Below are 15,379 nucleotides of genomic sequence, written 5' to 3'. Positions count from 1 at the left end.
GGTCGAGAAACATAAGGCGCCACGATAGGGGCGCGGCGAGAATCGTGCAATCTCGCGGCAGGCGTCCAACGTCGTGTTGTTTGCACCGGTTCCAGCTGTTAGAACGCCGCTCTCAGGGCTTGGCCATGGCATTTCGTCCTTCTTCGCTTCGTCGCAGCCGCTTCACCGCGAGGGCGCTGGTGCGCGCCCTGATCGCGACGGCTGTGATCGTGGGCGTCGTCTGGAGCGGGGCACTTCTGGCCGCCAACCAGAGCATCCAGGGGGCCAAGAAGCCGGACGATGCCGGCTTCGACGGCGATGCCCCGACTGCGATCCTGATCGAGGCCTCCTCAGGCAGCGTGCTGTTCGAGAAGAACGCCGACGAGCTGCGCGCGCCCTCCAGCATGATGAAGCTGATGACGGCGGAAGTCGTCTTCAATGCCATCAAGAAGGGCGACATCAATCTCACCGACGAGTACCGGATCAGCGAGAATGCCTGGCGCCGGGGCGGCGCGCCCTCGGGCGGCTCGACCATGTTTGCCGCCATCAACAGCAAGGTCTCGGTCGACGATCTCCTGCACGGCGCGATCATCCAGAGCGGCAACGATGCCTGCATCGCGCTTGCCGAGGCCATGGCCGGCAACGAGAAGATCTTCGCGGCCGACTTCATGACCAAGCGCGCGCGTGAGCTCGGCATGACCAAGTCGACCTTCGGCAACTCCAACGGCTTGCCCGACCCCGCCAACAAGATGACGGTGCGCGAGCTCGGAATCCTCGCCCGGCACATCATCCTGGACTTCCCCGAATTCTACAAACTGTTCGGCGAGAAGGAGTACACCTGGAACAAGATCCGCCAGCCCAACCGCAATCCGCTGCTCAACTCGATGGAAGGCGCCGACGGCCTGAAGACCGGTTATACGAAGGAGGGCGGCTACGGTATGGTCGGCTCGGCCGTGCAGAACGGCACGCGGCTGATCGTCGTCGTCAACGGATTGGAAGATCCCGAGGATCGCGCCACGGAAGCCAAGAAAATGCTGGAGTGGGGTTTCCGCAATTTCGAGACCCGCACGCTGATCGCGGCCGAGCAGCCGGTCGGCTACGCCAAGGTGTTCGGCGGCGAGAGCCGTTCGGTCAAGCTCGTCGCCAAGACTCCGGTGAAGGTGATGGTGCACAAGAACGGCAGCGACAAGCTGATTGCGCGCGTCGTCTATAGCGGTCCGGTGCGGGCGCCGGTCGAGGCCGGCCAACGGGTCGGCGTGGTCAAGGTCTGGCGCAGCGGCAACATCGCGGTGGAGACGCCGGTCTATGCGGCCGAAGCGATCGGCACCGGCTCGACCGTGCGACGCGCGATCGACGGCGCCAGCGAGCTCGTGATCGGCATGTTCCGCGCAGGCGCCGAGAAGCTCTGATCATGAGTGAGAGCGCGCCACAGCGGCCGTCCGGACGCGGACGCTTCATCACCTTTGAAGGCGGCGAGGGCACCGGCAAGTCGACCCAGATCAAAAAGCTCGCCGACCGTCTCAAGGCGGCAAAGCTCCGCATCCGCGTCACCCGGGAGCCGGGCGGCTCGCCGGGCGCCGAGATCATGCGTCATCTCGTGCTGTCGGGCATGGGCAGGCTGCTCGGCCCCGAGGCGGAGACGCTGCTGTTTGCCGCTGCGCGCGATGACCATGTCCGCACCGTGATCCTGCCTGCGCTCAACCAGGGCACCTGGGTGCTGTGCGACCGCTTCGCCGACTCGACGCGGGCCTATCAGGGTAGCCTCGGCCAAGTGCCTGAGGGCCTGATCAACGCGATGCAGCGGGTCACGATCGGCGATCTCAAGCCGGACCTCACCATCATCCTCGACCTGCCGGTCGAGATCGGCCTGCAACGCGCCGCCGCGCGCCGGGGCGGTGGCACGCCGGACCGGTTCGAGGGCGAGAAGCTGAGCTTCCACCAGGGCCTGCGCGAGGCCTATCGCAAGATTGCCGAGGACGATCCCGCACGCTGCGTGCTGATCGACGCCAATTCCGACCCTGACACGGTTGCAGGCCGTGTTTGGACCGCGCTGCGCGATCGTCTTCTTCCCACGCCAGCCTCGGTGGTTTCCGTATGAGCCCGCGTCAGACCGAGCGCGAAACCGGCATTCCGCATCCGCGCGAGACATCGAAACTGTTCGGTCATCGCGAGGCGGAGACCGCGCTGTTGACGGCCTATCGCAGCGGCCGCATCCCTCACGCCTGGCTGATCGGCGGGCCGCAGGGCATCGGCAAGGCGACCCTGGCCTATCGCATGGCGCGCTTCGTGCTAGCCCATGGCCAGCCGCTTGCGCCTTCCGTGCAGCGCGCCGAAGACCTCGCGATCGATCCCGATGACGCCGTGGCGCGGCAGGTGGCGGCCGGCTCGCATGGCGGCCTGCTGACGCTGGAGCGTACCGCCAACGATCGCGGCGTGATGCGCACCGTGATCACCGTGGACGAGACGCGCGAGACGATCGGCTTCTTCGGCTCGACTGCCGCGGCCGAAGGCTGGCGCGTCTGCATCGTCGATACCGTCGACGAGCTCAATCCGAACGCGGCCAACGCGCTGTTGAAAATCCTCGAGGAACCGCCGCAGCAATCGCTGTTCCTCTTGGTGAGCCACGCGCCCGCGCGCGTGCTCGCCACCATCCAGTCGCGCTGTCGCAAGCTTCGCCTGCGATCGCTCGCCACGAATGATGTGATCGGGGCGGCGGCGTCGGCGGCCGAGCTCGATCCGAACGATCCAGCGCTGCGCGAGGCGGCGGAGGCCTCCGAGGGCAGCGTTGCACGGGCTCTGACTCTCCTCGGCGGCGACGCGCTCAAGCTCCAGCAGCGCACGGCGGCGCTGCTCGCGCGCCTGCCGCAGGTCGATCCGCGCGAATTGCACACGCTCGGCGATTCGCTCGGCACCAGTGACCGCGTCGCGCTCGCGGCCTTCATCGACGGCATCGATCGCTGGATCGCGGAACGCCTGCATGCGGACGAGGCCAATGCCAACCAGAACCTGCCGCGCCTTGCGCGCCTAGCCGAGGTATGGGAAAAGATCGTCCGCGCCGCGCGCGACACCGAAACCTACAATCTGGAACGAAAGCCCTTGGTTTTCTCGGTGTTCGGCTGGCTGGCGGACGCAACGCGCTAAAGCATGATCCGGAACAGTGCGCAGCGGTTTTCCGAAAGATCATGCGCAAATCAATAATCGAACCCAGGTTCGTCTCCAGATTTCGAGAAGCCGGTAAAGGAATTCGTCGTGGCAACGCGAGCTAAGAAAACTGCTAAAGGCAAGGGCCGCAACAAGGCTGCGAAGAAAGCCGCAAAGAAGGCCGTGAAGGCGCGCGCGTCCAAGGCCAACGCCAAGGCGGCCAAGAAAGTCAAGAAGACCAAGAAGGCCACGGCCAAGAAGGGCGCGAAGAAGAGCGCCGTGAAGACGGCAAAGAAGGCGGTCAAGAAGGCTGCGAAGAAGCCGGCTGTCGCCAAGAAGGCTGTGAAGAAGGCCGCCAAGAAGCCAGCCAACAAATCAGCCAAGACCCCCGCCAAGTTACCTGCGAAGACGGTGGCCAAGAAGGCGAGGCTGGTCGCGCCTGTGATCGCAGCGCCGGCCCCCGCCGCCACGCCGCCGAAGGCTGCCAAGCCGAAGGCCCCGCGCGCGCCGAAGCCCGCTGCAACTCCGCAAGCCGCAGCGCCCGCAGCCGCACCAAAGGCTGCCGCGCCCGTTGCCGCCCCCGCACGCGACAACGTCTTCTACATCACGACCGCCATCGCCTATCCCAACGGCAGTCCGCATATTGGCCACGCCTATGAGGCGATCGCGACCGACGTGCTCGCGCGTTTTGCGCGGCTCGACGGCAAGGACGTGTTCTTCCTGACCGGTACCGACGAGCACGGCCAGAAGATGGTGCAGACGGCGGCCGGCGAGAACATGGCCGTATCCGCGCTCGCTGCCCGCAATGCCGGTCGCTTCAAGGAGATGGACGAGCGTCTGAACGTGTCGTTCGACCGCTTCATCCGCACCACCGAGGAGCAGCATCATCGCTCCAGCCAGGAGATCTGGCGGCGCATGGAAGCGAGCGGCGATATCTATGCCGACATCTATGCCGGCTGGTATTCCGTGCGGGACGAGGCGTATTACGCTGAGGATGAGACGCGCCTGAACGATGACGGCGTCCGGCTCGGCCCGCAGGGCACGCCGGTCGAATGGGTCGAGGAGAAGAGCTATTTCTTCCGCCTGTCGGCATACCAGGACAGGCTCTTGAAGCTCTATGCGGAACATCCCGATTTCATCGGGCCGGATTCCCGCAAGAACGAGGTGGTGAGCTTCGTCAGAGGCGGCCTGCGTGATCTCTCGATCTCGCGCACCACCTTCGATTGGGGCGTCAAGGTGCCTGGCGACGAAGAGCACGTGATGTATGTCTGGGTCGACGCGCTGACCAACTACATCACCGGCGTCGGCTTCCCCGATGAGAGCGACAAAAACTGGCGCTATTGGCCGGCCGATGTGCACATCATCGGCAAGGACATCATCCGTTTCCACGCGGTGTATTGGCCGGCGTTCCTGCTTTCGGCCGGCATCCCGCTGCCGAAGCGGGTCTATGCCCACGGCTTCCTGTTCAGCAGGGGCGAGAAGATGTCGAAGTCGGTCGGCAACGTCGTCGATCCCTTCAATCTTGCCGACCAATACGGCGTCGACCAGGTGCGCTATTTCTTCCTGCGCGAGGTGCCGTTCGGACAGGACGGCAACTACAACCACGAGGCCATCGTGGCGCGCATCAACGCCGACCTCGCCAACGATCTTGGCAACCTCGCGCAGCGTTCGCTGTCGATGATCGCCAAGCAACTCGGCGGCGTGCTGCCCGAGCCCGGCGAATTCAGCGCCAACGACAAGGCAATCCTGGCGATGGCCGACGGCATGGTCGCCGCATCGCGCGAGGCCATGGCAACGCAGCAGATCCATCACTGGCTCAACGCCGTCTGGGCCGTGGTTGCGGAGGCCAACCGCTATTTCGCGGGCGAGGCGCCGTGGGCGCTCGCCAAGACCGACCCGGCCAGGCAGAAGACGGTGCTCTACGTCACGGCCGAAGTCGTGCGCCAGATCGCGATCCTGGCGCAGCCAGCGATGCCGACCGCTTCAGGATTGCTGCTCGACAGCCTCGGCATCCCGGACGGGGAGCGCAACTTCGTCATGCTCGGCGGTTCCAAGCGCATCGCACCCGGCTCGACCCTGCCGGCGCCAACGCCGGCGTTCCCGCGCTACATCGAGCCGGCAGCCTAGGACGTTTGCGCGATGCTGGTCGACAGCCACTGCCATCTGGATTTTCCGGATTTTGCGGAAGATCTCGACGGGATCGTATCGCGGGCACGCGCGGCCGGCATCGGCCGCATGGTCACGATCTCGACCCGGGTCCGGAAGCTCGACCAGCTTCTGGCCATCACTGAACGCTATGACGATGTCTACTGCTCGGTCGGCACTCATCCACATAACGCGGATGAGGAGGACGGTATCGCGCCGGACGAGCTGGTTGCGTTGACGGAGCATCCCAAAGTCGTCGCGCTCGGCGAGGCCGGGCTCGATTATTTCTACGACAACGGCTCGCCAGAGGCGCAGGCGAGGGGCTTTCGCGCCCACATCGCCGCCGCCCGCACCACCGGCCTGCCGCTGGTGATCCACACTCGCGAGGCCGACGCGGACTGCGCGCGCATCCTGGAAGAGGAGGCGGCCAAGGGGGCGTTTCGCGCCGTGCTGCATTGTTACACCGGCGGGCGCGAGCTGGCGCTGAAAGCGGTGTCACTCGGGCTCTATATCGGTTTCACGGGCATCCTGACCTTCAAGAAATCGGAGACCTTGCGGGCGCTGGCGGCCGAACTGCCGGCCGATCGCATTCTGGTCGAAACGGACTCGCCCTATCTTGCGCCCGGCAAGTTCCGGGGCAAACGCAACGAGCCCGCTCATGTAGTCGAGGTCGCAAAAGTGCTGGCCGCGACGCGCGGCGTGTCGCTTGACGAGATCTCGCGCCAGACCAGCGAAAACTTCTTCCGCCTGTTCTCGAAGGTGAAAGCTTGAAACCGGGAGCCGCATGACGCTGACGCTGACCATCCTGGGCTGCGGCTCCTCCGCCGGCGTGCCGCGCCCGGCGCTCGGCTGGGGTGCCTGCGATCCCAACAATCCCAAGAACCGCCGCCGCCGCTGCTCGCTGCTGGTCGAACGGACCTCCGAGCACGGCACCACGCGCATCCTGATCGACACCTCGCCGGATCTGCGCGAGCAATTGCTCTCGACCAATGTCGATCACATCGACGCGGTGTTCCTGACGCATGAGCACGCCGATCAGACCCACGGCATGGACGATTTGCGTTCGGTCGTGATGCACATGCGCCGTCGTATCCCGACCTATTTCAACCAGTCGACGGCCAAGGACATCCTGTCGCGGTTCTCCTATTGCTTCATCTCGCCGGAGGGCAGCGACTATCCGCCGATCCTGACGCGGCATTCGATCGAAGCTGGCGAAAGCCAGACTGTTCTGGGGAAGGGCGGCGCCGTGACGATGACGGCCTTCCTGGTGCAGCACGGCAACATTCCCGCGCTCGGCTACCGCATCGGGGATGCGGCCTACACACCCGACCTCAACGACATCCCGCGCGAGAGCTGGGGCGCGCTGGAGAATCTGGACCTCTGGATCGTCGACGGCCTGCGCTACACCAACCATGTCAGCCATTTCAGCATCAACGACGCGCTGTCCTGGATCGAACGGTTCAAGCCGAAGCGCGCGGTCATCACCAACATGACGGCCGACGTCGATTACGAAGTGATCCGGCAATCGCTGCCCGCGGGCGTCGTGCCCGCTTTTGACGGGCTGCGGCTCGAGACGCACTGAGCGCACCGGCCTGGCGCGATACGGCCTCGCCGGCAATGGAGCGGGAGCCTCAACGCTGCCGAGACTTCCCGGCGCCGCCGGCGTCGATCCGCATTTGAAATGGGAAATCAGCTCAGGCCGAGATCGCCTTCACTGATCCCACTTCGTTGCGCAGCAGGAACTTCTGGATCTTGCCCGTGGACGTTTTCGGGATCGGCCCGAACACGACGGCCTTCGGTGTCTTGAAGCCCGACATGTGTTTGCGGCAGAACGCGATGATGTCGGCTTCGCTCGCGCTGGCGCCGTCCTTCAACTCGACGAAGGCGCAGGGCACTTCGCCCCATTTCGGATCGGGCTTTGCCACCACGGCGGCAAACAGCACGGCCGGATGCTTGTAGAGGATGTCCTCGACCTCGACGGAGGAGATGTTCTCGCCGCCGGAGATGATGATGTCCTTGGAGCGGTCCTTGATGATGACGTAGCCGTGCTCGTCGAGCACGCCGAGATCGCCGGTGTGAAACCAGCCGCCCTCGAAGGCTTCCCTGGTCGCCTTCTCGTTCTTGAGATAGCCCTTCATCACGATGTTGCCGCGGAACATGACCTCGCCGATGGTTTCGCCGTCGCGCGGCACCTCTTGCATCGTCTGCGGATCGATGACGGTGACGCCTTCCTCGAGCGGGTAGGGCACGCCCTGCCGGCGCTTCATGCGCGCGCGCTCGGCCGGCGGAAGCTCGTCCCAGCCGGGCTGCTCGGCGCAGACGGAGGCGGGGCCGTAGACCTCGGTCAGGCCGTAGACATGGGTCAGCTTGATGCCGATGCTCTCTGCACCTTCGAGCACCGCGACCGGCGGCGCGGCGCCGGCGATCAGGCCGACGACGCGGCGGGCCGCACCGCCCTTGGGCGCATCGGGTGCGTTGATCAGTGTGTTGTAGACGATCGGCGCGCCGCACATGTGGGTGACGCCGCGGCTCTTGATCAGCTCGAAGATCCTGGTCGGCTCGACCTTGCGCAGGCAGACATTGATGCCGGCGGCCGCCGCGATAGTCCAGGGGAAGCACCAGCCGTTGCAGTGGAACATCGGCAGCGTCCAGAGATAGACCGGATGCTGGCCGAGATTGCCGGCAAGGATGTTGCTGACGGCGTTGAGATAGGCGCCGCGATGATGGGTGACGACGCCCTTGGGATTTCCGGTCGTGCCAGAGGTGTAGCTCAGCGCGATCGCATCCCACTCGTCCTTTGGCGGAATCGCCGTGAACGCGGGATCACCTTCCGCGACTGCCGCTTCATATTCGATCTCGCCGATGCGACTGCCGCCTTTGAACGATGCGTCGTCGACGTCGACGACGAATGGCTTTGGCCCGCTCATCTGCGCCAGCGCGTCACTTATGACGCCCGAGAACTCGGGATCGACCAGGATGATCTTCGCGCCGCCATGGTCGAGCTGGAATGCGATCGAAGGCGCATCGAGGCGGATGTTGAGCGCGTTGAGCACGGCGCCGGTCATGGGCACGGCGAAATGCGCCTCGTTCATCGCCGGGATGTTCGGCAGCATCGCCGCCACGGTATCGCCGACGCCGATGCCCTTGCGCGCGAGCCAGGACGCGAAGCGCCTGCAGCGCTCATAGGTCTGCGCCCAGGTGAAGCTGCGGCCCTCATAGACCGTGCTGACATGATCGGGATAGACGGCGGCGCTGCGCGCGAGGAAGCTGAGCGGACTCAGCGGCACGTAGTTGGCGGGTGTCCTGTCGAGCCCGATATTGTATTGGTTCTGCCGCTCACTCATCGACACCCTCCGTCAAACGCCTCAAAGGAATCCGATCGAGATCCACGGGAAGATCGCGACGATGATCAATCCCACCAGCAGCGCCAGCAGATAGCCCCAGATCGGGCGGATGCCTTCGGCCGGATCGACGCGTCCGATGGCGCAGGCGGCATAATAGCCGACACCGAAGGGCGGGGCGAATAGTCCGATGCCCATGGCGAGAATGATCACCATGGCGTAGTGCACCTCGTGCACGCCGACGGCCCGGGCGATCGGAAACAGCAGCGGACCGAACAGCACGATCGCCGGGATGCCCTCCAGCACGCTGCCGAGGATGGTGAAGGCCAGGATCGACACGGCGATGAAGGTCGCCGCTCCCCCGGGCAATCCGGTCATGGCCGCCGCCAGCGAGCGCGAGAAGCCTGATTGGGTCAGGCCCCAGGCCATACCTGTCGCCGTGCCGATGATCAGCAGGATGGCGCCCGACAGCGCCGCAGTCTCGACCAGCATCGGAAACAGCCGCGACCAGTCGAACCGGCGGTAGACGAGGAGGCCGACCAGGGCGCCATAGACGATGCCGATGGTGGAGACTTCGGTCGCGGTCGCGATGCCCTCGACCACGGCGTAGCGGATCACGAAGGGCAGCGCCAGCGCGGGCAGGGCGACGAAGAACGTCTTGCCGATCTCGCCACCGCTGGCGCGTCGGACATGGCTCATGTCCTCGTGGCGGTAGCGCCACCACACCAGCATGCAGAGCGTGATCGCGAGCACGACGCCGGGCAGCAGGCCGCCGGTGAACAGGGCGGCGATCGAGACGCCCGTCACCGAGCCGATCGTGATCAGCACGAGGCTCGGTGGAATGGTTTCGGTTTGCGCTCCGGTCGCCGCCAGAAGCGCGACGAGATCGCCGGGCTTGGCGCCGCGTTGTTTCATCTCCGGAAACAGCACGGGCGCAACGGCCGCCATGTCCGCGGCCTTGGCGCCTGATATGCCCGAGACCAGGTACATGGCGCCGACCAGCACGTAATGCAGGCCGCCGCGGACATGGCCGAGCAGGCTCGCCAGGAACGCCACCATGGCCCGCGCCATGCCGGTCATCTCGATCAGGAGCCCCAGGAACACGAATAGCGGCACCGAGAGCAGGATGAGGTGGCTCATGCCCTCGTCCATCCGCCCGACCAGCACCATGACTGGCGTGCGCGTGGTCAGCGCGAGATAGCCGAAGATCGCAAGGCCGAAGCCGAACGCAATGGGAACGCCGGCAAAGACGCAGAAGCCGGCGACGCCGACGAAGAAGATGATGAGGTTGAGATTGCCGAGCGGCCGCAGCAACGGCTCCGCCAGCCAGAACAGGCCGGTAATGACGGCAACGCTGACGACGGCAGCTGCGACCATCCGGTAATCGGCCGCGCGCAGCAGTCGCAACAAGGCAAAGGCCGCCATCAGCCCGATGCCGGCCGGCAGCGCGGCGGCGCGCCACATATTGGAGATCTGCAGCGCCGGCGTCGTGATGTAGCTCTCTTCGTAGGCGTAGTCGCAGGCTGGCCAGACGATCAAGACCAGGAACGCCAGCGCCGCCGAGGTCGCGACCAGATCCAGATAGGCCCGCATGGCAGGCTTGGCGCTGGCGACGATCGCGGTCATACGCATGTGCTCGGAGCGGCGGAACGCCACCGCTGCGCCCAGCATGGCGAGCCACAGGAACAGGATCGAGGCGAGCTCGTCCGACCAGATCAGCGGCCGGTGCAGGCCGTAGCGCGCGACTACGCCTGCAAACAGGATCACGATCTCGGCGACGACCAGGATCGCCGCCGGGATTTCGACGACGAGACCGAGCATGCGCTCGACCGAAGCCAGCACGGAAGGTCGGCGAGGGGACTGAAACGCCGCCTCGCCCACCACTGCGGTCACCTCGACCTCGACATGAGCCATGATGGCCCCAACGCGTTACGACAGCTTGCCGACGGCCTTTTCCAGGAGGTCCCAGGCCTGATCGCCATACTTGCCCTTCCACTCGGCATAGAAGCCGGCGGTCCGCAGCTTGTCGCGGAACGGCGCCACCGTGGGCTGATTGAAGGTCAGGCCCTTGGCCGCGAGCTCCTGCTGCAGATTGGCATTGAGCTTGGCGGTGTCCTCGCGCTCCTTGACGGCAGCGGCGTTGATGTTCTTGGCGACGACGGTGCGCACGTCCTGCGGCAGCTTCTCCCAGGCGCGGCGGTTGGCCAGGAACCAGAAGCCGTCCCACATGTGGTTGGTCAGCGAGCAGTACTTCTGCACCTCGTAGAGCTTGGCAGTCGAGATGATCGCCAGCGGGTTCTCCTGGCCTTCGACGATCTTGGTCTGGAGCGCCGAATAGACCTCACTGAAATTGATCGAGGCGGGCGCCGCGTCGAACGCCTTGAACATCGAGGTCCACAGCGGCGACACCGGCACGCGGATCTTGAAGCTCTTGAGGTCATCAGGGCCGGTGATCGGCTTGCTCGACGAGGTGGTCTGGCGGAAGCCGTTGTCCCAGATCTTGTCCATGACCTCGAGGCCGGCCTTCTTGATCTCGCCGCGGACATGGGCGCCGAGGTCGCCGTCCATGGCCTTCCAGACCGTGTCGTAGTCCGGGAACGCGAAGCCGATGCCGTTGATGGAGGCCGCCGGCACCAGGGTCGACAGGATCAGGCCCGATAGCGTGAAGAACTCGACGCCGCCGGAGCGGATCTGGCTCAGCATGTCGGTGTCCGACCCGAGCTGGTTGTTCGGGAAGATCTGGAGGTCGAACTTGCCGTTGGTCTCGGTCTTGATCGCCGCCGCCATCTCCTTGGCGCGTACGTTCAGCGGATGGGTGTCCGGCAGGTTATTGGCGTATTTGTAGGTGAACTCGGCGCTCTGGGCGCGGGCCACATGGGGCGCACCGATGCCGCCCAGGACCGCGGTCGCGGCGGAGGCCTTGAGAAGCGTGCGTCGGGAAAAACTCATGGGTCTGCTTCCTCGGAAGTTTGTTGTTGTTCTGAGACGCAAACCTATACGGACGGAAGGCCTGAAGGTCATCTGCGATCTCGCGAGGCCTCGCTTATTGCAGCCGGACAAGGTCCCGGCAATATCGGCTTTCGCAGAGATGGGGCCGGATTCAAAATCTGAAAAACGACCCCATGCACAGGAGCCGTCGAGAACCGGGGCAGCGTCGAGGCCCGGACCGAAAATCGCGTGAGGGCGAAGGTGCGATGACAGGAATTCCGCCTAAATAATTGATCTAATTGCATATAAGAATATTCCATAATATACCTTATGCGAATTATGGATTGGGCTATGGCCATACGCGGCCTGCCAGTCAGATCTCGCCTGAGCTGAGCTGCTCCGCCGCCGAAGGACCTGCGGCCACTGCCCCGGCCAAGCGGCCATGCGGCTCTGAAGTGCGGCAGCTCTGATTGTTGCCGTAAGCGCGTCACTCCGCCGCAAGCGATCGCAGCCAGGCCAGTCTCGAGATCGCGCGCTCGGCCAGGTGCTGCAGGCTTTCGAGGTGGGCTGCGTCGCTCGACCGCTCGGCGCCGTCGAGGTAGCCATCGACCAGGGCTTCGGCGATCTCCAGTGGATCCTTTCGTTCCATGGAGGCCGGAAAGCTGCCGAGGCCCGCGGCGGCGTCGGCCATCGCGATCGTCTGTTGGCGCATGTCCCGTGTCCGGACCGCGGCCGGCCCGCTCAGGCGCCGTTCGATATCGCCAAGTTGAGCAATCAGGCGAAGCTCGAGCCGCCGCGCATCGATTTGTGGCGGCCGAGGTGTCGATGCGTCGGCGCTGCTCCGTTCGTGTTCGTGATGATAGGCGCGGCGCCTCTCCTTCCGCAGCGTCGCGACATGGCCGAGCTCTTCCCTGGCCACCGCCTCGGATGCTCTCTTGATGTCAGGGTCCTTGGAATAGGCGGCGAGATAGGACCAGAATGCGAAGGCTCGCTCTTCGTTGCGGACCGCCATGGCGAGCGCGCGGTACGGTGTCATCAGCCGCGATGTCTTGACTTCGGCGGCAGCTTCCGGGGCAAGCGCTTCCGGCGCTTCCCAACGCACCAAAGCGGGATCCGGGCTCTTGCCGCGGCGCGATTGCGACCACTGCGTGACGCTGTCCACGTGCTCGCGCTCGGCGGCCGCGAGCTTAGTGAATACCTCGGCGAGATCAGCCTTGCCCTGCCCGCGCATGTCTTGCGCGAGAGATTCGTACCTGTTGGCGGCTTCCTGCTCCATTGCATGCGCTAGCGCAAAGAGCTCGTCGAGAGACTCCAATACACCTGCGGGCTCAGCACTGAGCAATGATGTGCGTAGGAATGTCATACCAAGGACTCCACATGCAGATTTCTGAACCGGTTCCGCGCACGCACAAATCTCAAGAGCGGGGTTGACAGAGTCAGTCGCGCGCGATGAGTGTTGCATGTCAGCGGCGACAAATCATCGAAGAAGATATCAAGGCACGCGCGCCTCTGTCCGTCGCGCAAATCGCATTTGTATCGATATGTTGAAGCGACCGGATGACGATACCGCCTTCGCAAGGCGTGCAGCGCTAGCGCTCGCAGGCTTGCTGCTGATGTGTCTGACTTATATTTCGCCCGCGTGCGCCGCCGGTGACTTACCAACATACCTGCCGAAGATTACGCCTGCGGAATTTTTCCCGAATGCGGACCGTTTCGGCCCGCCGCAAGGCGATCCGCCCATCGTACCAGTGTACCGCGGCGACCAGCTCCAGGGATTCATCTTCCTCAACTCCGATTTCGCGAACTCCGTCGGGTACTCGGGCAAGCCGATTCACTTGCTGGCCGGGATCGATCCGAAAGGCGTCATCACCGGAATCAAGCTCGTCGATCACAAGGAGCCGATCGTGCTGGTCGGCATTCCCGAGGCCCGCATCGTCGCCGCCATGAACGCCCTGATCGGCAAGGACATGAAGCCGGTCGCAAGTGGTGCCGAGAAGCCGCCGCAGGTCGACATCGTGAGCGGCGCGACCGTCACCGTACTGGTAATGGGCGACAGTGTCGTCCGTGCGGCATCCAAGCTCATTCGCAGCGGTCGCGTCGGTGGCGGCGACGGCGCGGCGGCTTCGGCAGCCCTTCCCCCCGTCGTCAAGACGCTCGATCTCGCGCGCAGTGACGTGCGCGACTGGGAGAGCCTCGTCGGCGATGGCTCGGTACGCCGGCTTCATCTCGGCATCGGCGACATCAACGACGCCTTTGCGAAGTCCGGCAGCGCCGCGGCGGGCCAGTATCCCGAACCGGGTGAAGCGAGCGATACCTTCATCGAGCTCTACGTGGCGCTCGTGACCGCGCCCACGATCGGCCGCAGCCTGCTCGGCGAGGACGGCTATCAGCGGCTGAAGGACAGCCTGAAACCGGGGCAGCAGGCCATCGTCGTCGCCGGCAACGGCCCCTACTCCTTCAAGGGGTCGGCCTATGTCCGCGGCGGCATCTTCGACCGCATCGAAATCCTGCAGGACGGCAACAGCACCCGCTTCCGCGACCGCAACCACACCCGTCTTGGCGCACTGGACGCGGTCGGCGCGCCCGAGTTCAGGGAAATCGGCCTGTTCGTCACCCCGCCTGAGTTCACCCTGGATCCGACGCAGCCGTGGCAGCTTCAACTGCTGGTGCAACGCAGCCTCGGCGGCCGCGACAAGGCGTTCCTGACTTTCGATCTCGGCTACACCCTGCCCGACGGTTATATACGCCGCGAGCAGCGTGCGGTGACGGTACCGGAGAGCGCGGCGCCTCCGGCCTCGCAGCAGGCCACCGCTGCGGCCGCCCCGCCCCCGGATGCAGACGAGCCGTTGTGGATGCGGATCTGGCGGTCGAGCACCGTCTCGATCGGCATCACCGCGTTCATGCTGGCCACCCTCACCGGCATCTTCTTCTTCCAGAATCTGCTCGTGCGCCGCCCGGTGTTCTACACCTGGGTGCGGCGGGGGTATCTCGCCCTCGTTCTGGTCTGGCTCGGCTGGTACGCAAACGCGCAGCTCTCCGTCGTCAACGTCGTCACCTTTACCAATGCGCTGGTGACGGGCTTCCGCTGGGAGTTCTTCCTCGCCGCTCCGCTGATCTTCATTCTGTGGGCTGCAACGGCCGGCGGGCTTCTGTTCTGGGGGCGCGGCCCGTTCTGCGGCTGGCTGTGCCCCTTCGGCGCACTGCAGGAGCTCACCAACACGGCCGCGAAATGGCTGAAGGTGCCGCAGATAACGGTGCCGTGGGGGCTGCACGAACGGCTATGGCCGATCAAGTACATCATCTTCCTCGGTCTGTTTGGCTTGTCGCTCTATTCGGTCGACATGGCCGAGCGGTTCGCCGAGGTCGAACCGTTCAAGACCGCGATCATCCTGAAGTTTTCGCGAAGCTGGCCGTACGTGGCCTACGCAGTCGCCCTGCTCGTCATCGGACTCTTCATCGAACGCTTCTTCTGCCGCTACCTCTGCCCGCTCGGCGCCGCGCTCGCGATCCCCGGCCGCATCCGAACCTTCGAATGGCTCCGCCGCTGGGAAGAATGCGGGTCACCCTGCCAACGCTGCGCCAAGGAATGCCCGGTGCAGTCGATCCATCCCGAGGGTCACATCAACGTCAATGAGTGCATCTACTGCATGCATTGCCAGGAACTCTATTACGACGATCACCGCTGCCCGCACATGATCCAGGTGCGGCTCAAGCGCGAGAAATTCGCGGCGATGTCCTCGCCCGCGATGCGCTCAGGCGGCAAGGGTCCCGCGACCGTCATCACCGCCGGCGGCAAGCCTGTCGTGGCGTCACCCGTCGCAACTCCACCACCAAACTGAACCGAA

At 64.8% G+C, this 15,379-nt stretch carries 11 protein-coding genes; 7 read left to right on the top strand and 4 right to left on the bottom strand.

The features are described from left to right. The first annotated feature begins 125 nt into the window (after nucleotides 1-125). From XH81_RS38305 to XH81_RS38280, 6 genes are all read left to right on the top strand, one after another. Nucleotides 126-1,388, top strand: a complete 1,263-nt coding sequence (locus tag XH81_RS38305; RefSeq protein WP_271596819.1) for a D-alanyl-D-alanine carboxypeptidase family protein — start codon at nucleotides 126-128, stop codon at nucleotides 1,386-1,388. 2 nt (nucleotides 1,389-1,390) lie between these two features. Further along, nucleotides 1,391-2,077, top strand: coding sequence for a dTMP kinase (tmk, locus tag XH81_RS38300; RefSeq protein ID WP_028144637.1), 687 nt, complete (start codon nucleotides 1,391-1,393; stop codon nucleotides 2,075-2,077). Next, on the top strand, nucleotides 2,074-3,120 hold the full coding sequence (locus XH81_RS38295; RefSeq protein ID WP_028144638.1) for a DNA polymerase III subunit delta': 1,047 nt from the start codon (nucleotides 2,074-2,076) through the stop codon (nucleotides 3,118-3,120). The genes tmk and XH81_RS38295 overlap by 4 nt, the downstream gene beginning before the upstream one ends. Nucleotides 3,121-3,228: 108 nt before the next feature. Continuing rightward, nucleotides 3,229-5,247, top strand: coding sequence for a methionine--tRNA ligase (gene metG, locus XH81_RS38290; RefSeq protein WP_271596818.1), 2,019 nt, complete (start codon nucleotides 3,229-3,231; stop codon nucleotides 5,245-5,247). 12 nt (nucleotides 5,248-5,259) lie between these two features. Beyond that, nucleotides 5,260-6,036: a TatD family hydrolase gene (locus XH81_RS38285; protein WP_038946785.1), complete on the top strand. Its 777-nt coding sequence runs from the start codon at nucleotides 5,260-5,262 to the stop codon at nucleotides 6,034-6,036. Nucleotides 6,037-6,049: 13 nt separating this feature from the next. Next, nucleotides 6,050-6,847, top strand: coding sequence for an MBL fold metallo-hydrolase (locus XH81_RS38280; RefSeq protein ID WP_028144641.1), 798 nt, complete (start codon nucleotides 6,050-6,052; stop codon nucleotides 6,845-6,847). 112 nt (nucleotides 6,848-6,959) lie between these two features. Here XH81_RS38280 and XH81_RS38275 read toward each other — a convergent pair whose 3' ends face one another. The 4 genes from XH81_RS38275 to XH81_RS38260 form a co-directional block, all read right to left on the bottom strand. Next, nucleotides 6,960-8,609 carry an acyl-CoA synthetase gene (locus XH81_RS38275; protein ID WP_038946784.1) on the bottom strand — a complete coding sequence of 550 codons (1,650 nt, stop codon included), beginning with the start codon at nucleotides 8,607-8,609 and terminating at the stop codon, nucleotides 6,960-6,962. A 21-nt stretch (nucleotides 8,610-8,630) separates the two neighbouring features. Then, nucleotides 8,631-10,520 (bottom strand): TRAP transporter large permease, encoded by a 1,890-nt coding sequence (locus XH81_RS38270; protein WP_095424157.1) that lies wholly within the window; start codon nucleotides 10,518-10,520, stop codon nucleotides 8,631-8,633. A 15-nt stretch (nucleotides 10,521-10,535) separates the two neighbouring features. Continuing rightward, entirely contained in the window at nucleotides 10,536-11,555 is a 1,020-nt protein-coding gene (locus tag XH81_RS38265; RefSeq protein ID WP_028144644.1) for a TRAP transporter substrate-binding protein, read from the bottom strand. A 466-nt stretch (nucleotides 11,556-12,021) separates the two neighbouring features. After that, nucleotides 12,022-12,897 (bottom strand): ferritin-like domain-containing protein, encoded by an 876-nt coding sequence (locus XH81_RS38260; protein ID WP_271596825.1) that lies wholly within the window; start codon nucleotides 12,895-12,897, stop codon nucleotides 12,022-12,024. Nucleotides 12,898-13,147: 250 nt separating this feature from the next. Here XH81_RS38260 and XH81_RS38255 point away from each other — a divergent pair, with 250 nt between their 5' ends. Next, entirely contained in the window at nucleotides 13,148-15,373 is a 2,226-nt protein-coding gene (locus XH81_RS38255; RefSeq protein WP_244625903.1) for a NosR/NirI family protein, read from the top strand. Nucleotides 15,374-15,379: the final 6 nt, after the last annotated feature.

Source organism: Bradyrhizobium sp. CCBAU 25360 (assembly GCF_028128695.1).
In the GTDB taxonomy this organism is placed as follows: domain Bacteria; phylum Pseudomonadota; class Alphaproteobacteria; order Rhizobiales; family Xanthobacteraceae; genus Bradyrhizobium; species Bradyrhizobium ottawaense.
The sequence above is the reverse complement of the archived record's forward strand: the minus strand, read 5'-3'. Positions and strand labels throughout refer to the sequence as shown.

Excerpts from the sequence above, each read along its gene's own strand:
- XH81_RS38305 (WP_271596819.1), top strand. The coding sequence starts at position 126 with ATGGCATTTCGTCCTTCTTCGCTTCGTCGCAGCCGCTTCACCGCGAGG.
- tmk (WP_028144637.1), top strand. The coding sequence starts at position 1,391 with ATGAGTGAGAGCGCGCCACAGCGGCCGTCCGGACGCGGACGCTTCATC.
- XH81_RS38295 (WP_028144638.1), top strand. The coding sequence starts at position 2,074 with ATGAGCCCGCGTCAGACCGAGCGCGAAACCGGCATTCCGCATCCGCGC.
- XH81_RS38285 (WP_038946785.1), top strand. The coding sequence starts at position 5,260 with ATGCTGGTCGACAGCCACTGCCATCTGGATTTTCCGGATTTTGCGGAA.
- XH81_RS38280 (WP_028144641.1), top strand. The coding sequence starts at position 6,050 with ATGACGCTGACGCTGACCATCCTGGGCTGCGGCTCCTCCGCCGGCGTG.
- XH81_RS38275 (WP_038946784.1), bottom strand. The coding sequence starts at position 8,609 with ATGAGTGAGCGGCAGAACCAATACAATATCGGGCTCGACAGGACACCC.
- XH81_RS38270 (WP_095424157.1), bottom strand. The coding sequence starts at position 10,520 with ATGGCTCATGTCGAGGTCGAGGTGACCGCAGTGGTGGGCGAGGCGGCG.
- XH81_RS38265 (WP_028144644.1), bottom strand. The coding sequence starts at position 11,555 with ATGAGTTTTTCCCGACGCACGCTTCTCAAGGCCTCCGCCGCGACCGCG.
- XH81_RS38260 (WP_271596825.1), bottom strand. The coding sequence starts at position 12,897 with ATGACATTCCTACGCACATCATTGCTCAGTGCTGAGCCCGCAGGTGTA.
- XH81_RS38255 (WP_244625903.1), top strand. The coding sequence starts at position 13,148 with ATGTGTCTGACTTATATTTCGCCCGCGTGCGCCGCCGGTGACTTACCA.